This is a genomic window from Acholeplasma equifetale ATCC 29724 (genome assembly GCF_000687735.1).
GTDB lineage: Bacteria > Bacillota_I > Bacilli_A > Acholeplasmatales > Acholeplasmataceae > Acholeplasma > Acholeplasma equifetale.
In genome coordinates, this window is sequence record NZ_JHXL01000006.1 from 15,464 (window position 1) to 37,427 (window position 21,964).

The following is a 21,964-nucleotide window of genomic DNA, read 5'->3' on the forward strand; positions in this document are numbered from 1 at the left end:
TACTATTTAAGTAAATATGCCAATGCTTCTTTTAACGCTTGGTCAGCACTTTGATCGACATTAATATGTTTCATTACACGCTTAATATCTGCCTTATTATATCCTAAAGATACCAATGCAGCTTCGACATCTTTTCCAGCATCAGAAATAAGTTTAATTTCAACTTCATCATCAATAAGTTTCCCTTTTAAATCTAGAATAATTTGTTGAGCACTTTTTGTACCAACACCAGGAAATTTTGTTAAATATTTTACATCGCCAAGTTCAATTGCTTGTACAATACGATCTGTATCATCGAATGCCACAATACCTAATGCACTTTTAGGTCCAATTCCAGATACACTTATTAATTTTAAGAAAAGATTTAAGATTTTTTCAGACTTAAAACCATATAATGAAAAAACATCTTCTCTTACATGTAAATATGTATAAAAAATCGCTTCATCGTCAAGTTTATACTCATATGGATTCGGACTAATAATTAAGTAACCAATACCATTATTTTCTACAATAACATGGCTTGGATATACTTTTTTTACAACACCTTTGATATAACCGTACATAAAATCACCTTTTATATTATCATTCTTAATTATTATATCATTTTTTATGTACTTTATTATGTTATAATAAACATGAAAGGGGTTTTCGAATTGTTCGACTTCATCGAAGATGCCTTAAATAGGCTCAAAGAGTTAAGTTCAATTGACTCAAAACATCAAGAAATTATTGCACCATTAGAGACTCTTCTATTAAATTTAAATGAAGAGTTTTTGTCATTTGAAAAATCCCATAATGAAATAATTAAACACCTAAATTCTGAAGAACTTAAAGAACAAAAAATTATTGGAAGCAAAATTCAAACTCTTATTCAAGAAAACTTACAAAAGAAACAAAATTTAGTATCAAAACTTGAAAATTATGAAAAAGATTATCAAGAAGAATTATCTCAATTAACGAATCAAACTCAAAAAGACATAGATCTTTTGCAACAAGAATTAGATGAGTATACCGAAGAGTTAAATCGTTCAAATGATGAAAGCGAAAAAACTAAAGATAAAGAATTAGCTTCTATAGAAGTTTTAATTTCAAAAGTTAGAAAAGATCATGCTCAAGCAATTACAAGATTAGAAAAAGTATTTAATGATCGTGTCAAAGAAATTGAAGAAACATTTAAACATGAAGAACAACGCATCCAAAACGAATCAATTGAATATGAAGAAAAAATTAAAGATCGTATTGAACAAATACATGTAGCTAAAAATGCCTATCGTGAACAAAGCGATGAAAAATATCTATCAATAAAAAATGAACAACAGGTTGCTTCTGTTGCTTTTAACCGTAAAGTTGACCAAATAAATAAAATTACACAAGAAAAAATTAAAACATTAGACGAAAAACTTAAAAATGATATTACACCATTTGAAGAACAATTAAAGATTGTAGAAAATACTTATATAAATCAAAAAGAACTATTAGAAGCTGAATTTGAATCACTTAAAAACTCACATAAGGTACTACATCAACAAATTATTAATAATTTTAATGAAAAGAAAGATCTTTTAATTAAAAAGATATCTGACGAAAATTCAATTCTTAACTCAAAATTAAGTTTATATAAAGAAACCATTCAACAAGAACGTCAAGAACGTTTAAAAGAACTAAATGATGCTGTGAAAAACGCTTCTTCTGCTGATGAAGAAAAACAACTTAAAAAATCTTATAAACGTTTTGTTAACGATCAAGATAATGAATTAAAACGTCAAATTTCTCGTACTGAACGTCAATTGCATGAAAATCAAAAAAATCATTATTTAAAACTTTACGAAGCTGAAGTAAAATACTTAGAACAAATTAAACAATGGACAATTGAAGATAAATTTATCTTTATTAATCATCGTTTAAAAACTTTTGATCTCAATTTACAATATGAATTTAACAAAAAATCACTAGAAACAGAAATTAAGAAATTAAAACTAAAACATGATCATGATGTTGAACTTACAAAACTAGAGACAACAGAATCTATTAAACCATTAGAAATCGATTTATCTATCGCTGGTGCTATCGCAGAAAGAGATATCAATTTATTGTCAAATGAGACAAGTTATCATTTATCTCATTATGAGTTTAAAGAATATCAACTACAATATGATTTGGAACTCTTTAAACTTGCACAACAAGAACGTTATGAGAAAGCTAAATTACATTTAGAATATGAAAAAAATAAACTCTCAATGATAACACAGCTATCAATTGAAAAAGAAAATACCATTCGAGATAAAGAATTAAGAACATTAAATTTGAGAAAAGATTTAATAATGAAATCTTATGAGCTTCAAAATTTAATTTTTGATTTAGATTACACGTTGAAAAAATCAGAAATTGAAGCTAAAATAGACTATATAATAAAACGACGACAAGAACGCAAATCACATCTACAATATATACTTACACTGAATAATGAGCTTACTCAAATGACCATTGATTTTGATAACCTTCAGCAAAATTTTGAAATCAATCAATTAAACTATATCCTAAAAGAAAACGCACATACAAAAGACTTAAATATTGTTCATTCAAGAATTCATTTTTTATTCAATCAAATTTATGTAATTTACAATATTTATCATCGATTCATGGTTGAAATGATTAGATTATATCAGTTACCAGCTGATGCTAATACAATCAAGATTTATATCCAATTATATTCAGAAATATTTAAAAATTTAAGTCGAATTCAAGAAAAAGCTAAAGATAACTTCATGTTAGACATGATTGAATTCCATGAGTCAAAGATTAATGATTTAACTAGTCAAAAAATGACTCAACATCAAAAAATGTTGAAACATGAATTTGATTTAAAAGTTGCTGATTTAGATACTGAAAAAGAAAAAATCCAATTAAAAATATCAGATATTCAAAAAAACATCGACGAATTAGGTAAAGAAGTTGACCTTATTCAATCTGAAATTAATAAATTAGAACTTCAAAGTCAACACACTCAAAATAAAAAAGAAGCTAAAATTTATCAAACTCAAATTGATCATTTAACTCGTAAAATTAATACAATTGAAAATGAAATGAGTGCTTTAGAAGAGGAAATTGAAAAAAATCAAAAACCAATTTCTAAGCTAAATCTTACAGAATCTCAATTAAAGAAAAAATTAGATCAAAGTATCAAAACACACCATATTGAACAATCACGTGATGCAAAAGCATATATTAAACAAGTTCAATTTTATAAACAAGTGATGAAAAGTTTAAGTCATCTCATTGATACTTATGAAATTAAGATATTATCTATTACAGATAAATTAAACCAGCCAATTTACTTAACCAATCAAATTATTAAAGAATATGAGAAAAACTTCTATAAGTTAGGTGATTATTTTGAAAAGAATAGTCATCTCTTATATCAAGAACTTCTAAAAGGAAGTATGAATCTTTTTAATCAACTTTCTTTAGAACAAAAAGATCAACTCTCATTTATAACTAAAGATTTAAATCAACATAAAGAACGCTTTGAAAGAGAATCAACACGTATCAAAAATCAAATTAGAATTCATAATGAACGTCATTTAGAACATATCAATGAAATCAATGATGATGAGGTTTACTTTATCGATTTAAAACAAAATCAAATTAAAAAAGATAAACATATTCAAATTGAAACTTTACGACAACAAATAAAAAATCTTGAACAGCAACTTCTTTTATCTGATGATAAACTCAAAAATGAATTGGCACTCATTGATGCAAACTTAGAAAGTGTTATTTTAGAGTTATCCAATGATTATACCCGAAATCTTACACGATTAAATGATTCAATGAATAAACAACGTCAAAAACTTAAAGACAATTTTGATGCTAAAAATAAGTTTTTAAAATCCTTAGAACAATCTACATCATTAAAAAATTCAAATCTGTCTTTACGTTTCCAACAAACTGAAAATAAATTTAAACATCAGTTAAAAGAAAATTTAGATTTGATTAAACAACAAAAGGATAAAAACTCATTAATGCTTCAAAAACGTCATGAAACAGTTATTCAATCTCTTAAATCATTAAAAGTTCAACAAGAACGAATTCTTTCTAATGAAAAAACATTAAGTCAACAAATTGGACGAAAGGTTGAGCGTCAAGAAGAAAATAGATTCAAAAAGAATATTAAAGACTTAAAACGCAGTCATCAATATAAACTTAAGCAATTGAACTTATCCTAAAAAAAGATGCTGATTTGATTTCAGCATCTTTTTTATTCTATATATTCAAATTCATAAGAGAAAATGCGCACTGTATCACCAGGTTTAACCCCTGCTTCTTTTAATGCATCATCAATACCTAAACCTCTAAGTTGACGAGAAAAACGTTTAATTGCTGAATCACTGTTAAAATCAGTTCTATTAAAGAGTTGGAATAATTTATCTCCACTTAACTCTAACACACCATCATCAGCTTTTGTAATAATGAATGTAGATTCTTTTTCCTCTTTAAACTGATAAAGTTTAGCTTGATGTTTAGGTTCTTTTCTAGGTATACTTTTTAATAAATCTGCAATCGCGTATTTTAAAGGTTCTAAACCTTCTTTTTGAATTGCTGATATCGGATATACCTTGATATCCCCTAATTGCTTCTTAAATGATTTAAGTTTTTCATCTGCATTTTCAATATCCATTTTATTAGCTACAACAATTTGTGGCTTTTTAAGTAATTCTTCATCATACATCATTAATTCACGATTAATTGTTTGATAATCGTTAAACGGATCTTCACTATCCATAGATACGATATGAAGTAATACTCGACAGCGTTCAATATGTCTTAAAAACTGAATACCTAATCCAACACCTAAATGTGCATTTTCAATTAATCCTGGTAAATCAGCTATAACAAATTCACCTTCGTCAAAACGTACCATACCTAAATAAGGTGATAAAGTTGTAAAAGGATAGTCTGCTGTTTTAACTTTTGTATTCGAAACTGCATTAATAAATGTTGATTTACCAACAGATGGAAACCCTAATAATCCAACATCTGCTAATACTTGTAATTCAACTTTAACTTTAAAACTTTCACCTAAGTCGCCTTGTTCAGCAAAGTCAGGTGCTTTATTTTTATTTGATTGAAAGGCACGGTTACCACGTCCACCTTTTCCGCCTTTAGCAACAAGTAATGTTTGATTATGATATAAAATTTCACCTATTAATGTTCCATCTTCTTTATAACAAATTGTTCCTAAAGGTACACGGACGTAAGTATCTTGTCCATTACGACCATTTTGATTTTTAGGTCGACCGTTTTCACCATCTTCTGCTTTAATATGACGATTGTATCTTAATTTTAATAATGTATTATCTCCTTCATCGCCAATGAAATAAATGTGTCCTCCACGACCACCATTTCCTCCTGAAGGACCACCAAATTCAACATACGCTTCTCTGCGATATGCAACTTTTCCATGTCCTCCACGACCAGCTTTAACTTCTACTAATACTTCATCTACAAAAACACTCATGTATATGATTCTCCTTTAACTAAGAAAAAAGGGCAAAACGAGTCACCCTTTTCAAATTACGCTTCGTATACAGATACTTGTGTACGGTCTTTACCTTTACGTTCGTATTTAACAATACCAGACACTTTTGCAAATAAAGTATCATCGCCTCCACGACCTACGTTAACACCTGGATGAATTTTAGTTCCTCTTTGGCGATAAATAATTGATCCTGCAGTTGCAAATTGTCCATCAGATAATTTTTGACCTAAACGTTTTGAATGAGAGTCTCTACCGTTCTTAGTTGAACCGACTCCTTTTTTAGACGCGAATAACTGAATATTTAACTTTAACATAGTTATCCCTCCTTTTGGTTTTTAATGTGAGATTGGTACTGAGTTGTTAACTCATTTAATGTGTATTCTAAATTTTTTAGAAGTCCTTCGATTGTTTCGTTTGTATGCAATACATTCAATTCGAAGTATCCCTCTTCCATCGTTGTTTCTATAAGCTTTTTAAACCCAAGAAACTCTATAGCATTAGCGGTCATTATAAACGCTGTTGAAACTGCTGCACAAACAATATCTTGCCCATACTGACCAAATAATGCATGACCTTTGCCGACAACTTTTCTTATTTTATTGTCAACTCTTTGGATATTATATGTAATCATATATTAACCAATAATTTGTTTAACAACTAATTTTGTATATGGTTGTCTGTGGCCTTGTTTTCTGCGATAATTCTTTCTTCTTTTGTATTTGAAGACGATGATTTTCTTTTGTTTACCTTGCTTTACAACTTCAGCAACAACCTTAGCACCTTCAACAAAAGGATGACCTACTTGATTTGAAGTAGCTAATACTTCAGTAAACTCATAAACTTGGCCTGGTTCAACATTTAATTTTTCTACGAAGATTTCTTGACCTTCTTGAACTCTTAATTGTTTTCCACCAGTTTTGATAACTGCGAACATGCTTGTTTCCTCCTTTAAGATAATTTTCGAAGACTCACTATTAAGGTAGCTTATCGCATTTAACACCTTTTCTACGTGGTACAACGCAAGTAACATTTTATAGTTTTTTTATGTATTTGTCAAGATAATTATTTCATTTATATATATAAATATATATTTAACAAACTATACGACAATTAATTATCTAATTCTTCTTCATTTTTTGTTTTTGGTTTAAAAATATTCATAATTGTTTTAGGAAATATAGATAAACCATCTGCTATAACTAAAGGTAAATGTTTAGCAGCTTCAACTAAAGCACCAAAACGAATTTTTTCTTTTGTAACCTCATATGAGTCATCAAATAAATATTTTCTTGTCACAATACCAATTCTAAGTGTTAATAACGCATTACTCATGCCTTCAACAACACTACTCATAATTGGCTTTATTAGCGGAATATCCGCTAACATATTCATTGTTGATTGAGGCAAAATATCACTAATATTTAAGTTGTCTAATCCTTCTGCAATAAGCGCTGTTGTAAAGACGTTGATTACTAATTTCGCTAAATTTTTGTAACTTGGTCTAAATCCACATAATACAACTAATTCTTTAATCATTCTGATGTTAACAACGATGACCGTAATAAAATCTAATCGACCATTTTGTGAAATAGCTGTAGAAACCATTACTGTTTTTGCATGATTTCTAATTACTTGATTCATTTTCTTTTTTACATGTTTATTATATGTTGTATTCAAAGCATTTCTTAAGTTAATCGGATCACGATATGCATCTTTTAACATAGTTTCAAATGTTTCTGGAAGACCTTGATCAAGAAGTCTATCGGCTGCTTTTTTTAACACTTTGTATTCTTTTTTAGGATTATTATCAAGAGTTGTATCAATTGAAAATGTAGGTGAAAATAAAATAATCATTATTGGTCGAATAATTAAAAGATAAACCAATAAAAAGACTAAAATATAGAAAACATAAGGTGCATGAGGGTGAATTGCTGTTAAATGTTCACCAACTTGTAATACAGCAGAAACAATCATTAAAATGATGATAATCAATGCACCAATTGCTGCTAAATACCAAAAACTTTTTGTTGAGTCTTTTTTCTTCATCGTTTTACACATCCTTTTGTTGATATTATATCAAACTTTGAAAGTCTTTTGATGCTTATATGAAAAAAATTGATTTCTTCCTATAATTAAGTGATCAATAAATCGAATATTCATTAGTTTTGATGCCTCAATTATTTTTTCTGTGAACTCATTATCTTGAATGGAAGGTTTGGGATCACCTGATGGGTGGTTATGTGCAATCATCATCGCATATGCGTTTAGTTTAATAATTGGTCTAAAGACTTCTTTAATCGATAAAGATATCATATTTAATGTGCCAATGTAGATTCTATCTTTTCTTATAATTTCACCTTTAATATTAATTGATATAACGATTAAATTTTCTTGTTTCTCATATTCAATATCTTCTCTTATAAATTGATACAAATCGTACGCATTATCAATAGAAATTTTTTTTGTGTGTTCAGCTCTAATTCTTTTCCCAAGTTCAATTGATGCTAATATGATAGATGCTTTTGCATAGGATATCCCTTCTAATTCAATTAATTCTTCAATTGTTAACTCATTTAATTCTGATAGTCGGGATAATTTTTCATACAAACAATCAGCTACTTCATAAACACTTTTTTCTTTTGTTCCTGTTTGTATGATGACCGCTAGTAATTCTTCGTTAGTTAAACTTTTAATGCCAAAGTGTTTAATTTTATCTCTTGGTGTCATTTTCTTCATAAAAAAAATCCTTTCTAACTAATTATAGTTAAAAAGGATTAGATTGTCTTTTATACATGAAATATTTTAACAAGTTCTTCTATTGTTGTCTTTCTTGCAAATATAAACATTGCAGAAAGTAAAATTAAGCCACTTATACCAGCCATTAGAGCTGTCCAATCATACGTTTTAATCATCCAATCTGTTATGAATGGTATTAAAGTATACAATAGATCAATAAGAATTAAAATAAATAATTTTCGAACATGCATAAAATATTTTTTAGGCATGGATGCTACAACAATTGGTAAGGCAATTGTTGTAAGCGTAAGAATAAACGGTATCACAAATGTTAATGCCCAGCCCGAATATGTTGTAAAAACATCAATTAAGACTAAGATGATGCTAATTGTAACTACCTGTTTAATCACCTTGGTGGAATAGTCGTGCTTAGATAATAAAATTGTTGAAATAAATAACCAAATATATAAAAGTGCACCAATTACAATTAAACTCCACATTTCCGGATGTTCTTTATAAGTTAAAAAGTTAATGAATCCAACGATTAAACTGGTTGCGATTGAAATTAATCCAAAAAGTTTCAATGCAAAATATCTTTTTTTTCTAACATGCACAAGTTTTGGATATCCAACTTTAACAATATCCATTTTTTTATCATCATAAGGTACTAAACTTTTGCCACATACAACACAGGTAAGTTGATTATCATCATGAATGAGGTTACAATGCTTACAAATCATTTTACATAACCTCCCAATCATTATTTTCAATTTCTGCAACGATACCTTCTTCTCTTAATAACGACATAAACGCAGATTCAAAATCTCGTTCAATCATTTTAGATATAAATGTTAAACACAAGGTATCATTATAGCTAATTACACTTGCAGCTTTTGGTGTATCATTTGATGGTCCAATTGTAAATTGATAATGTGAAATATGTTCTTGCATATCTCTTGGTAAATCAACTTTACCTAAATTTGAAATATCAAATGAGTTTAAAGCTTCTCCGATAAGACCATATACTGACTTCATTGCAATCGCTTTAATCGGTAATGGTACCATACGTAATAATGGATTTTGCTCTAGCTTAACATTGGCGATCACTTTATTAACCATTAAATCTAAATTGAGTTCTTCTTTCATTCGTTTCTTTACAAATTCAATAATTGCAGCTAAATCTTTAGTATCTTGATTTAAATCATAATCAATTCTTACAAAACTAGCAAAATTTCTTAAAGTAATTGATGGATAATATTGTCTTAAATTGACAGGAATTAAGACACGATATAAGTGTTTATAAGTTTTATTTCTCCCACTTAATTTTTGAGCTAATATGATAAGTGCTACAAAATATTCGGTAACGGACGCATCATAAAACTTAGCACGTTTTCTTAACTCTTGCGTATGCATATAAAGATGCATCACAGCATGATAGTGATTAGCATAAAATGTTCCTTTAAGGTGATAAGCTTTTGGTTCTTTACCTAATTTAAATACTTTTTGCTTATGATATAGTTTTTGAAATTCATCTTCAACTTCTTGATAGTTACTTGCTGCATCCGCTTGAATAACTAAACCTTCAGGATTAATATCATAACCTTTAAGAATTAAATATTCATAGGCTAAAGAATTAATAAATTCTAAAGCACCCTTACCATCTGTTAATGCATGGAAAAATTCAACACTTAATCTGTTTTTATAGTAAAGTGTTCTAAATAAAAAATCATTATTTAATTCGCGGTAAAGATATGCATTAATATACCCTGTTTCTTTTTTTAAAATAGGTTGTTTTAAATTTTCTTCTAAATAATACCAAAATAATCCCTTACGAATTCTTACGTTCAAATGTTTAAAGCGTTTAGTTGTTTTTGTTAATGCTTTTTGCATAACTAAAGGATCGATTGCTTCTTTAAAAACAATCGATAATCTAAACATGTAACTACGAGATTCATTTGATACAACTGGAAATATTTTTGCAGCGTTATCTAAGTCATAAAATCGTTTGAGTTTTTTTGCCAAAATCAATCACTTCTTTATAATTTTTCGTAAATAAGTTTTGCTAATTGTAAATAAAGTTTACCATTCATATCATCTAAACTGTAAATATATGAATTTTTATCCATTGGTTGATTGATAGGAATTTCCATGAGCAATGGTGCTTTAAGTTGTTCACTAACTAATTTTCCGCCACCTTCACCAAAAATATATTCTTTCTTTTGAGCAGCTTCATTATAGTAATAACTCATATTTTCGACAACACCAATCACTTCATGACCTATTTCGTATGCACCTAATCCTGCTTTTAAAGCAACATGGCTTGCATTAGGATGAGGCGTTGTTACTAATAACATTTTTGCGTCAGGTATAAATTCTTTAATATCAAGTTGAACATCACCTGTTCCAGGTGGTAAATCGACTATAATAATTTCGATATCTGGATCCCAACATACATTTTCAAAGAAAATTGTAAGTAATTTTCCTAGCATTGGACCTCGCCACATTAATGGTTGGTTTAACGGCATAAAGAATTCAGGACTTAATACTTGAATTTCTCCAAATTGAGCTGGAATTATCTCATCTTCATCGGTTGTATCAAGTGGTTCTATTGGCATTTTAAAAATGCTTGGTAAACTTGATCCATAAATATCAGCATCAATGATACCTACATGATAACCCAAACGCTGAAATGCAACTGCTAAATTTGCACTTACACTTGATTTACCAACACCACCCTTGCCAGATATTACACCCAAATATTTAAGCTTCTTTTCAGTTTCTAATTGATATTTTGAATCAAAAAACTCAATATGAACACCTTTAAATCCATATTTAATTTTAACTAATCGAGCAATATTCAATTTTATATCTGATTCATCTTTTTTTCTATTTTTAAGTTGAACCTCAATAAATACGACATCATCTTTATATTCAAGTTTTAATAAACTATTTGCTTCTTTAAAAGTAATATTTAATGATGGATCAATGAGTGACTCTAGTTCTAGTCTTAAAGGTTCTAAATTAATCTCCATTTTTTTCCTCGTAAGATTTTTGATTTTGTTTTAATGCTTTAGCTGTTTTATAAGTATTTTTTATACGTTTGAAAAGATTTGATTGGTCGTAAGATAAAATACTTGCACGATATAGTGGTCCTAAAACAACAATTAAAACAGCGATTGTAATGACTAATATAACCATACCAATAATGACATCTGTCATAGTAATTGCTCCAATTGCGTAAACAATTGGTAATACTAATGGTGAAAAGAATGGAATATATGAGAATACTAATAAAACTGCTTTACTTTCAAATGCTCCTGCAAATAAAGATCCCATATATGCAATCATTAATAATAACATAACAGGTGTTTGAACTTGTTGATAATCTTCTTGGTTTACTGCTAATGATGCAATAAATGCTCCAATAATTGCATAAATTGTTGCACCTAAGATACTGCATACAAATACTAATCCTAAAGTTGGTCCAACAACTGGAGCTAATTCACCTAATACAGTTCCCCATGATGCGCCACCTGTTTGCTGACCTGCAATTAAGTTATTGAGTAATACCCCTAATATTCCAAATGAGAAATAAATCGCTAACTGTACAAATTGGAAAATAATTATAGATAAGATTTTTGCTATAAAGTGTGTCTGTGGTTTAACTGATGCAATCACAATCTCAATAGCTTTAGTTGATTTTTCTTCTAAAATATCTGTACCAATTGCTTGAACTGCAAATGTAATTAAAATAAATACAGGAATAATTAACATTGGTGTTAATCCCGCTATTAACCCTTCCATTGCATTATTATCTGCATAAGGATTTACAACATACTCTGGAAAAATATCAGAAACAAAATTAGGATCTACATTACCGTGATCTGTTAAATATTTAATACGTTGGAAATGGATAATTTCTTGTTCAAACTTGGATAGTAAAATAGAGTCTATACCCACATTAAATACTTTGACACGTACAATAAAATTATCCTCAATTTTAATTGGGTTTTGTGCTTCATATGGCTCTAAATAAATATAAACAATACCAGAAACATCTCCTGGATTTTCATAAAATGATTCATTGGGAATATCTTCTAATGATGTTTTTACAGTGATATTTACATCAACGGTATATTTTGTTCTTAATTCATTAATCGCTTTATCTTTTAAAGTTGATGTAAAGACAGTATATTGTGTTGTATCCACAATTATAATATTACCTTCAATTTTACTGCCTTCATCATTGCCAAATGAAGAAAGGATTGTAGGTAATAGCGTAACTGCTAAAATTAAAACGCCTATAATAGCTGTAGAAATAACAAACGCTTTTGTCATTAATCGTTTTTTTAATCCGTATTTCACCATATACTTAAGCTTCTTCATATTTCTTACCTACTTTCGCAATAAATATTTCAGATAATGTTGCTTGTTCAACATCAAATTTACGAATATTTTTTAATGTTTTGACATAATCAAAAACATCATTTGAAACATCTTCTGATGCAATTTTAACTATCCATTCATTAGATTGAATAATTACATCTTCTACACCATTGATTTTCATTAAAGCATCTTTATCTAAATCATCTGCAATGACTTTAATATTATGCTTTTTAAAATCTTTTTTAATATCTTTAATGTATCCAGATATAACAGTCTTACCTTTTTCTAATACAACTAATCTTTCACAAAAACTTTCTACATGGTCAATTTGATGACTTGAGAAAATAATTGTTGCACCTTTTGCTTGAAACTCACGAATTACTTCAACAAATAATTCAATATTAATAACATCTAATCCACTAAATGGTTCATCTAAAACCAAAAGTGATGGATTATTAATTAAAGCCGAAATAAACTGAATTTTTTGTTGATTTCCTTTAGATAATTCTTTAATTTTCTTGTTTTTATAATCTTTAATGTTAAAGCGTTCAAGCCAATAATCAAGTCTTTTAAGTATATCTTCAACAGATACATTTTTAAGTTGTCCAAAATAAAACATTAAGTCTTTAACTGTCATCTTAGTTAATAAACTTCGCTCTTCAATCATATATCCGATTTGATCAACCGTTTCGTATGAAACAAAGCTTCCATTATAACGGACATAACCTTTGGATGGATATAATAATCCCATAATCGTTCTAAATGTTGTTGTTTTACCCGCACCATTTGTACCAAGTAAACCAAAAATTTCACCTGGTTTAACTTCAAATGATAGATCATCAACGGCAACAAAGTCTCCATATTTTAGTGTAACACCTTTGACTTCTAACATATTGCACCCCTCTTTTGATTTTTTAGACATTTATATCTTATCATGAAATGGTATTTTTTTTATTTATTTATAAAGAAAATTGATTGGTTACTACCAATCAATTAACTCTACTTTTCTTATTTTGGTCTTGTTTTAAGATTTCCACAAATTCATCAATTGTAACAGTGACTTGATCTTTTTCACCATATTTTCTATATGTTACTTTATTACCTTTAACTTCTTCATCTCCAATGACTAATTGATAAGGTACTTTTTGAATTTGAGCTTCACGAATCTTATAACCTAATTTTTCATTTCTGAAATCTGATTCAACACGAACACCTGCTTTATTAAGCATTTCATGTAAAGTTTTAACAAACTCTAAATGATGTTCTAATGAAACAGGAATTAATTTAACTTGAACTGGTGCTAACCAATAAGGGAATGCACCTTTATACTCTTCAATTAAATATGCAACAAAACGTTCCATTGTTGACACTACACCACGGTGAATAACAACAGGACGTTTATCATTTTTACCATCTTCACCAACATAAGTTAAGTCAAAGCGTTCAGGTAATAAGAAGTCAAGTTGAACAGTTGATAATGTTTCTTCCATACCCATTGCAGTCTTAACTTGAATATCCACCTTAGGTCCATAGAATGCAGCTTCACCTAATGCTTCTTTGTAAGGAATATTTAAATCATCCATAACCTTTTTAATTGTTGATTCTGCTTTATTCCACATATCATCATCATCGAAATATTTTTCTTTATTTTCAGGATCACGATATGATAAACGGAATGAGTAGTCTTTAATATTAAAATCTTTGTAAACTTCAACAATTAAGTTTATAACACGTTTAAATTCATCTTCAATTTGGTCAGGTCTAACAAAAATATGAGCATCATTTAATGTCATTTCACGAACACGTTGTAAACCAGATAATGCTCCTGATTTTTCATATCGATGCATCATACCAAGTTCTGCAATACGAATAGGTAAATCGCGATATGAGTGAAGTTCTTTTTTATAAATCATCATATGGTGAGGACAGTTCATTGGACGTAAAACTAACATTTCACCATCACCTAAATCCATTGGCGGATACATATTTTCATGATAATGATCCCAATGCCCTGATGTCTTATAAAACTCAACGTTAGCCATAATAGGTGTATAAACATGTAAATAACCTAATTCAATTTCTTTATCAACAATATAACGCTCAATCACACGACGAATTGTTGCACCTTTTGGAAGCCAGAATGGTAATCCTGAACCAACTTCTTTAGATACCATAAAGATATCTAATTCTTTACCAATCTTACGATGGTCACGCTGTTTGCGTTCTTCTAAAAGATTTAAGTATTCATTTAAAGATTCTTCTGAAAAATGAGATGTACCATAAATACGAATTAATTGTTTATTCTTGGCGTTTCCTCTCCAATAAGCACCAGCTAAATTAAGTAATTTAAAATGTTTAATATATCTTGTTGAAGGAACATGTCCACCACGACAAAGATCGATAAATTCGCCTTGAGTATATGTTGTAATTGTATCGCCTTTGTGCTCTTCAATTAATTCTAACTTATATGGATTATTTTTAAAGATTTCTTTAGCTTGCTCATAAGAAACTTCTTTACGCACAATTTTAAAATCTTCTTTAGATAATTTTTTCATTAATTTTTCAACTTTGGATAAATCTTCATCAGTGAATGTTTCATCCATAAAATCCACATCATAATAGAATCCTTCATCAATTGCAGGTCCAATACCAAATCTTGCATGTGGATAAAGAATTTGTATGGCTTGTGCAAATAAATGTGCTGTTGAGTGATTTAAAACTTCAAACCCTTCTTTTGTATTTTCTAAGATAAGTTCTAATTCACCATCAACATCTAAATTACGACTTAATTCAATGAGTTCACCATTGAATTTTGCAGCAATTACACCTTTTAAGTCAATATTGTTAGATTTTGCAAAGTCAAAAACATTATGATTTGCCTCTAATTGATAATTTTGATTTTGATATACGATTTTAATCATATAAATCCTCCTTAATAAGAAAAAAATCCTTACATGTTGAAACAACATCTAAGGACGTAATTAATCGCGGTACCACCTTAGTTCATAGTTTAAAAACTATGCACTTATTTTATCCTTAACGCGGATTTGACGAGCTTATTGGGTTAAGCTAGCTCCGAGGTGGTAATTCATATCATTTTTTGTAAGCTTTCACCATACCTTACATCGCTTGGGTCGACATGAATCATGTCCTCTTCATTGCTTATTCATTAATATTATAATCATTTTCATGAAAATATCAATCAATTTTGTATCTTTTACTAAATTTATGTGCAAATGATAATTCTTTTATTCGTCGAATGATTCTTAAACTGAGTTCCATATCTTCATCTTTATCTAATTTGAATCGTTCTGCTAAATCAACATATGAACTATTTGATGAAAAATGAACTGTTTTTTTAGCATTCATTCGATAATGTAAAATTGGCAATAAGATTTCATCTCTAAACCATACGCTCATATTTTCGCCACCAATATCATCAAGGATTAATACATCACAGCGTTTAAGATGATTTATCTTTTTTTCTAAATCATTTGTACCAATTGATGCTTTCATTGAACGAATTAAATCCGGCATGAAGCAATATAAAACATTCAAACCTTCCTTGGTTAATTTTTTAGCAAGCCCCGCTAAAAAGAAACTTTTTCCTGTTCCATAAGGACCATATAAATAAAAACCTTTGTGATACTTTTTAGGATCCTTTAAAATTTTTTCCACATATTCAAACGCTTCAACATGTGCTTGATCTGACACAACAAAATCATTTAAATTAGCATTTTCAATATATGTATCACTTTCAAAAATTTCTAAATTCTTTTTTATATGTCTATTAAGTTCTTCTTCTAGTTTTTCCTTTGTTGGTTCATAAACGATTTGAAGATATGGTTCAGTCACTAATTTGGGTTGATATCCAGGTACTGAAGAATTTTCTTTTTGAAGAATATATTGATATGCAATTAAAATATCATCGTCTGATAACTTTAAATTTTTTGTTTCTGGATCAGATTGAACAATTTTTTTAATTTCATTGATCATATTTTTTCTCCTCATCGATTAATTCTTGTAAATATGCTTCAACCCAATCTTTATTTTCAACCTTAGTTTTTTTAGAAGATTTTTTATTATTTGTAGGACCAATTTCTCGATCTTTTAATATTTCATTAAATGCATGTTCTGTTGTACGAATGCCATTTTGAGCCCAAGTTTCTAATACTTTTTCTAAATAGACAATATTCGGTAATTCCCCTTGTTTAGCTTTTAAAATATGCATAAGTAATACATTAATGACACCAACTTCAACTTGATTTCTCTCCATTAGCATCATCACTGTTTCTGTAGCTATACCTTGATAATCATTTTTAGCATAACTTTCTACAATAACCATTGGTGATGTATTTTTTAACACGTGAATCCAGTTTTCATTACCATTCATTTGTTTAGTTTCTAAAACTGTTAAATGTTTATCTTTCTTTTCTTGATAGTAATTTTTAGCTTTCGTTTGTAAAAGTTGTAAGTCAATCTCACCATTTGGTTCAACAGTTTTTAAATAAATATCAGCAATTTCATCTAATGACAATTGATATACAAATACTAATTTTTGAATTAAATCTTTTGTTTTTTCAAACATTAAAACAGGTTTTTTGACACGATCAGGTAATTTTTCAATAAATGCTTCATAATTGATTTGATCTTTGATTTTAGCACCTGAATTTGTCTTTTTACCTAAATACATATGCGCATCAACAAAATCGTTCATTCCAACAAAATTAAATACATCATCAAAGTTTTTAGTTACTTGATTAAAGTTTGATAAATCAAACTTTTCAACTTTAAATTTACCTGTTAACTCACGATACATTTTAGGACCTAATTCTGTTTGTAAGAATTGTCCTAACACAGTATCTTTTAGAAAGCCTCTTGGTGTTAATGGGCTTTTAAGTTGGTATACAAAGTGATTTTGATCTTGATATGTATTTAATAAATTTAAAGCTTCTAATTTATCCTTAGCTTCTTCAAGTTTATCTAACTTTGTATTCAAAATATCAGATAAAAATTGATGTGTAATGACTTCAGAACGATACGTTTTATGATCTAATAAATGATAAAACGTATGATATAAAGAAAAAGCCAAAACACCCATTAGAGGTTGATATAACAACCCTAACACTTTCCATTCATCATTAGATAAAGATGATTGTGTAATGATTTGAAAAGTTTGATTTGGCTTCATGTTTGTTTTCCCCTTCATTTTAATGATAATAAATAATTTAATGTTGCTTCATATAATTTTTCTTTTGAATCTTCATTACTAATTGTATATGTTGCACGCTCTTTTTTTTCTTTTAATGGTAATTGAAGACGGATTCGTTTAATTGCTTCTTTTCTTGTTAAATGATTGCGTTTCATTAAACGATCAATTTGAATAGATTCATTTGTATAAATTAACAAACTTTGATCATATTTTTGATAGTTTGTTTCAAATAATAGTGGAATATCTAATACAACAATATGCTCATGATATTTTTGATAAGACTTTTCAATTTTTTCAAAAACTAATGGATGAATGATAGATTCTAGTTTTTTTAATTTTCTTTTATTATTAAAAACTTCATTTTTTAGTTTTTCTTTATTAAGTTTATCTTCTTCTAGCACTTTAAAAATTTTGTCAATTTTTTTTAAAAAGTCATGATCTTGGTATAAATTATGAACAATTTGATCTGCATCAATTACTTTAATATTCAATTTTTTTAAGTAGTTAGAAACTGTTGATTTTCCAGTTGCAATACCACCTGTTAGTCCTATGATATACGATTTTTGACATGATGGACAAAAGTATGTTCCTCTACCTTTATGTTGAATTTTAATAATTTTTTCACCACATCGAGGACAATTTTGGTTTTCCTTACCGTGTACATTTAAATATTGTTGAAATTTCCCTCGATGTCCAAGTGATTCAAATGTATCAATGGTTGAACCACCCATCTTAATTGCTAGATTTAATACTTTAATTGAATTTTCTAAAATTTCTTTCGCCTCATTAATTGAAATTAAAAAACCTCTTTTATCTGGATGAATTTTTGATAAATACAAAATTTCATTTGCATAAATATTACCAATTCCAGCAATAACACTTTGATCAAGTAATAATTCTTTAATGCTTAAGTGAGACTTCTTAATTTTAGAATAAAATTCTTGAAAGTCAATCTTGTCCGGATCTTTTGCAAGTTTTTTTGAAAGATTTAAAAATGTATCTTTTTCATCAATCGGAATTAGTTCAAATCTTCCAAATTTTCTTGTGTCATGATATGAAAGTTCATGTCCACTTTTAAGTTGAAATACTACATGTGTATGTTTTGGATCAATTTTTTCATCCATGAAGTATTTACCTTCCATACGAAGGTGTGATATTAAACAGTAATCATCTAAAATAAATTTTAAATATTTCCCCTGACGTTCCACTGTATGAATTTTTTGATTGATTAATTTTGCTTCAAAATCTTTGTTATTACTTACAATTGGACGATAAAAGACAGTTACATTGGTAATTGTATCACCTTTTAAGACTGTTTCTAAATTACGTCTGATAACTTCTACCTCTGGTAATTCAGGCATCTTTTACCCTCCTTTATTTTAAATCATACCAAGTCTTTCCAACATCACAGCTTGATTCTAATTTAACTTTCATTTTATAAGCATTTTGCATGATACTTGGTACGATTTTTTTCATTTCATCGACTTCTTCATTTGGAACTTCTAATATCAATTCGTCATGCACTTGAAGAATGAGTTTTGATTGTTTATGATTTTGAATTAAATATTGATGTAACTTAATCATTGCTAACTTAATAATATCTGCAGCAGAACCTTGAATTGGAGCATTTAATGCTGTACGTTTACCAAATTCTCTAATATTAAAGACACTGCTTGAAATTTCTGGTATATATCTTCGACGTTTTAAAATTGTTTCAACATAACCATTTACTTTAGCAAACTCAACAATATTTTTCATATATTCTTTAATTTCCGGATATACTTCTAAATATCGTTCAATAAATTGTTCAGCTTCTTTTCTCGATACATTAATGTCTTGTGCTAAACTAAATGCACCTATGCCATAAATAATTCCGAAATTAACTGCTTTTGCACGTCTTCTTTGTTCAGAATCTACTTGATCAACATGAAACACTTTTTGTGCTGTTGATTTATGAATATCAAGGTTATCATCAAATGCTTGTTGTAAGTTTTTAACATTTGCAACTTCAGCTAAAACTCTTAGTTCAATTTGTGAGTAATCTGCACCAACAAAATTATGATTCTCTTTAGCAACAAATATTTTACGAATTTCTCTACCTTCTTCTGTTCGAATTGGTATATTTTGTAAGTTAGGTTCTAAACTTGACAATCTACCTGTAACCGTTAATGCTTGATTATATATTGTATGGATTTTACCATCATCAAATATTGAATCTTTTATGCCCACTAAATATGTTGAATGCAATTTTGTTAATTGTCGATATTCTAAAATATATGGAATAATATCATGTTTTCCTACTAAACTATTTAAAACTTCTACATCGGTTGAAAACCCTGTTTTTGTTTTCTTACCGTTTGGTAATCCAAGTGTATCAAACAATATGTCACCTAATTGCTTTGGTGAATCAACATTAAATTCTACACCAGCTAACTCAATAATCTTTGTTCTTAAATTTTCAATACGTTTTATAATGGATTCTGTTTGTCTTAAAATTTCATCTTTATCCACATAAATGCCTTCAATTTCCATTGATGATAAAACTTCTGATAAAGGTAATTCAACATCATTTAAAAGATGCGTTTGTTCTCTTTCTTTTAAGATATTCAATGTTTCATCTTTTAATTGGAAAATTGTGAATGCTTTTTTAACAATATGACTTTGATATAAAGTTTTATCCTCCGGTAATCCTTTTTTTGCACCTTTACCATAAATTTCTTCATCATATTGTAAATCATGAACATTAAAAAGTTGTGCAACAACAGTGAAATCTTCTTTACCAATCGATGATTTAATAATATATGCTGCAAGTAAAAAGTCATATACAACATGGTTAATTTTTAAACCATGTTTATTTAAATAAACGATAATTGCTTTATAGTTATGAACATATTTTTCATCATTATTTGATAAATATGTTTTAAATGCATCAGAATTAAGTAAAACATCTCTATCGATAAAATAATGATTCATACCATTGGATAAACCGATACCCCAAAGTTCAGCTTTATGATAATTAAAGTCAGAAAATTCAAAATACAAACTAAAAGGGCCTTTAATTTTTTCTTTAATATCTGTTTCATTTTCTAACACTTCAAATTGAAAGTCAGTTGTATCTTTAGTCGTTTTATCAACCCTTTTTCTAAATTGAATAGCTAATTGTTTTAATTCTAATCGTTGTAAAAATGAAATTAAGGCTTCTTCATCAATTGTTTTAAGTTCAGTATCTTTAATTTCAAATGGTAATTCCATATTTGTATGAATCGTTGATAAAGATCGTGATAATAACGCTTTTTCATAATTTTCTTGAATATTTTCACCTAATTTACCCTTAATTTCAAATCTTTTTTCAATAATATTATCTAATGATCCATACTCATTAAGTAACTTTACAGCTGTTTTTTCACCTACCCCTGGTATTCCTGGAATATTATCACTTTGATCCCCCATTAAAGCTTTTAAATCAATAAATTGTTCTAATTTGATACCATAATGAGTTTCAAATGAATCTGGTGTGAAGTGATCAACTTCTTTCATACCTTTTTTAAGTAAATGTACTGTAATGTTTTTATCAACAAGTTGAAGCAAGTCTCTATCAGATGAATAAATATCAACATAATAGCCTTCACTTTGAGCTTTTTTAGCCAATGAACCAATAATATCATCCGCTTCATAACCTGCTTGGCTAAATTCTTTAATACCTAATAATTCAATGAGTTCGTGAACTAATGCAAGCTGACTGGCAAGTTCTTCAGGCATTTCTTTTCTTCCTGCTTTATAATCTTTGAAAGCATCATGTCGATGGGTTTTTTCTTTCGTGTCAAAAGCAATCAAAATATGATTATCTGATTGTTCTAAAATTTTACCAATTAAATTAGCAAATGCAAAAACTGCATTGGTATATTGTCCGTCTTTTGTCTGCAAAATATTAGCCCCTGGATATGCAGTTGCATAATATGCTCTAAAGAGTATTGAGTTGCCATCAACTAATGTAATTTTTTTCATAAGTTCCCCCTCATGTATATGTTATTTTAACATATATATATAGAATTTTTTTCCACAATATTTGTGGATAAAAAAAGTAATTTCTT

General features: G+C 28.4%; 18 protein-coding genes and 1 other annotated feature. Of the genes, 1 reads left to right on the forward strand and 17 read right to left on the reverse strand.

From position 1 onward, the window contains the following. Positions 1–2: 2 nt before the first annotated feature. Positions 3–563 (reverse strand): Holliday junction branch migration protein RuvA, encoded by a 561-nt coding sequence (gene ruvA, locus T434_RS0103915; RefSeq protein WP_026399991.1) that lies wholly within the window; start codon positions 561–563, stop codon positions 3–5. 90 nt (positions 564–653) lie between these two features. On the opposite strand from ruvA, the gene T434_RS0103920 reads away from it, so the two are divergent. Beyond that, entirely contained in the window at positions 654–4,226 is a 3,573-nt protein-coding gene (locus T434_RS0103920) for a hypothetical protein (protein WP_026399992.1), read from the forward strand. A gap of 32 nt (positions 4,227–4,258) precedes the next feature. On the opposite strand, the gene obgE is transcribed toward T434_RS0103920, so the two are convergent. The 16 genes from obgE to polA form a co-directional block, all read right to left on the reverse strand. Further along, positions 4,259–5,518 carry a GTPase ObgE gene (gene obgE, locus T434_RS0103925; RefSeq protein ID WP_035358319.1) on the reverse strand — a complete coding sequence of 420 codons (1,260 nt, stop codon included), beginning with the start codon at positions 5,516–5,518 and terminating at the stop codon, positions 4,259–4,261. A 56-nt stretch (positions 5,519–5,574) separates the two neighbouring features. After that, positions 5,575–5,853 carry a 50S ribosomal protein L27 gene (gene rpmA / locus T434_RS0103930; RefSeq protein ID WP_026399994.1) on the reverse strand — a complete coding sequence of 93 codons (279 nt, stop codon included), beginning with the start codon at positions 5,851–5,853 and terminating at the stop codon, positions 5,575–5,577. A gap of 2 nt (positions 5,854–5,855) precedes the next feature. Continuing rightward, positions 5,856–6,170, reverse strand: coding sequence for a ribosomal-processing cysteine protease Prp (locus tag T434_RS0103935; protein WP_026399995.1), 315 nt, complete (start codon positions 6,168–6,170; stop codon positions 5,856–5,858). Between the two features lie 3 nt (positions 6,171–6,173). Next, positions 6,174–6,473, reverse strand: a complete 300-nt coding sequence (rplU, locus tag T434_RS0103940) for a 50S ribosomal protein L21 (protein ID WP_026399996.1) — start codon at positions 6,471–6,473, stop codon at positions 6,174–6,176. Positions 6,474–6,649: 176 nt separating this feature from the next. After that, a complete protein-coding gene (locus T434_RS07910; protein ID WP_162150707.1) occupies positions 6,650–7,585 on the reverse strand; it encodes a YcjF family protein in 936 nt (311 codons plus the stop codon). Between the two features lie 30 nt (positions 7,586–7,615). Next, positions 7,616–8,275 carry a RadC family protein gene (radC, locus tag T434_RS07915; protein ID WP_162150708.1) on the reverse strand — a complete coding sequence of 220 codons (660 nt, stop codon included), beginning with the start codon at positions 8,273–8,275 and terminating at the stop codon, positions 7,616–7,618. A gap of 50 nt (positions 8,276–8,325) precedes the next feature. Then, positions 8,326–9,015, reverse strand: a complete 690-nt coding sequence (locus T434_RS0103950; protein WP_026399997.1) for a DUF6320 domain-containing protein — start codon at positions 9,013–9,015, stop codon at positions 8,326–8,328. Position 9,016: 1 nt separating this feature from the next. After that, positions 9,017–10,297: a hypothetical protein gene (locus T434_RS0103955; RefSeq protein ID WP_026399998.1), complete on the reverse strand. Its 1,281-nt coding sequence runs from the start codon at positions 10,295–10,297 to the stop codon at positions 9,017–9,019. A 14-nt stretch (positions 10,298–10,311) separates the two neighbouring features. Then, the gene (locus T434_RS0103960) at positions 10,312–11,307 is read right to left on the reverse strand and encodes a P-loop NTPase (RefSeq protein WP_026399999.1); all 996 of its coding nucleotides are present in this window, start codon (positions 11,305–11,307) and stop codon (positions 10,312–10,314) included. Then, positions 11,297–12,661: an ABC transporter permease gene (locus T434_RS0103965; RefSeq protein ID WP_026400000.1), complete on the reverse strand. Its 1,365-nt coding sequence runs from the start codon at positions 12,659–12,661 to the stop codon at positions 11,297–11,299. Before T434_RS0103965 ends, T434_RS0103960 begins: the two co-directional genes overlap by 11 nt. Then, positions 12,648–13,553, reverse strand: coding sequence for an ABC transporter ATP-binding protein (locus tag T434_RS0103970; protein WP_026400001.1), 906 nt, complete (start codon positions 13,551–13,553; stop codon positions 12,648–12,650). Before T434_RS0103970 ends, T434_RS0103965 begins: the two co-directional genes overlap by 14 nt. Before the next feature lie 97 nt (positions 13,554–13,650). Then, positions 13,651–15,582, reverse strand: coding sequence for a threonine--tRNA ligase (gene thrS / locus T434_RS06895; protein ID WP_162150709.1), 1,932 nt, complete (start codon positions 15,580–15,582; stop codon positions 13,651–13,653). 47 nt (positions 15,583–15,629) lie between these two features. Continuing rightward, positions 15,630–15,829, reverse strand: a binding site (T-box leader). Between the two features lie 30 nt (positions 15,830–15,859). Then, positions 15,860–16,657: an ATP-binding protein gene (locus T434_RS0103980; protein ID WP_162150710.1), complete on the reverse strand. Its 798-nt coding sequence runs from the start codon at positions 16,655–16,657 to the stop codon at positions 15,860–15,862. Continuing rightward, a complete protein-coding gene (locus T434_RS0103985) occupies positions 16,647–17,852 on the reverse strand; it encodes a DnaD domain protein (RefSeq protein ID WP_162150711.1) in 1,206 nt (401 codons plus the stop codon). Before T434_RS0103985 ends, T434_RS0103980 begins: the two co-directional genes overlap by 11 nt. Before the next feature lie 14 nt (positions 17,853–17,866). Continuing rightward, positions 17,867–19,234, reverse strand: coding sequence for a DNA-formamidopyrimidine glycosylase (gene mutM, locus T434_RS07485; protein WP_162150712.1), 1,368 nt, complete (start codon positions 19,232–19,234; stop codon positions 17,867–17,869). 13 nt (positions 19,235–19,247) lie between these two features. After that, the gene (polA, locus tag T434_RS0103995) at positions 19,248–21,878 is read right to left on the reverse strand and encodes a DNA polymerase I (RefSeq protein WP_026400004.1); all 2,631 of its coding nucleotides are present in this window, start codon (positions 21,876–21,878) and stop codon (positions 19,248–19,250) included. Positions 21,879–21,964: the final 86 nt, after the last annotated feature.